General features: G+C 68.5%; 1 protein-coding gene. It reads left to right on the forward strand.

Annotated features, from left to right (window positions below; genetic code table 11):
- Positions 1 to 18: 18 nt before the first annotated feature.
- The coding region (locus IG84_RS0137440; protein ID WP_031068012.1) for a carbonic anhydrase at positions 19 to 314 on the forward strand (296 nt) is incomplete at its 3' end.

The raw sequence follows: 314 nt of genomic DNA on the forward strand, positions 1-314 counted from the left end.
AGCACAAGGCAGGCCACCATGCAGTCACTCATCGAAAACGCCCGCGCCTTCCCGTCGAGCGTCGCGGAGCGCCGCGATGATCTCGCCGCACTCGCCGACGGCCAGCGCCCACAAGCCCTCTTCATCGCCTGCTCGGACTCACGCGTCGTACCGTCACTGATCACCGGCGCCCGTCCGGGCGAGATCCTGGAACTGCGCACGGCCGGCAACATCGTCCCGCGCCACAGGTCCGAGGCCGACTGCGGCGTCGGCGCCACCCTGGAATTCGCGGTCATCGCACTGCAGGTCCCCAACATCGTCGTCTGCGGACACTC

The sequence above is a fragment of the Streptomyces ochraceiscleroticus genome, assembly GCF_000720485.1.
Lineage (GTDB): Bacteria > Actinomycetota > Actinomycetes > Streptomycetales > Streptomycetaceae > Streptomyces > Streptomyces ochraceiscleroticus.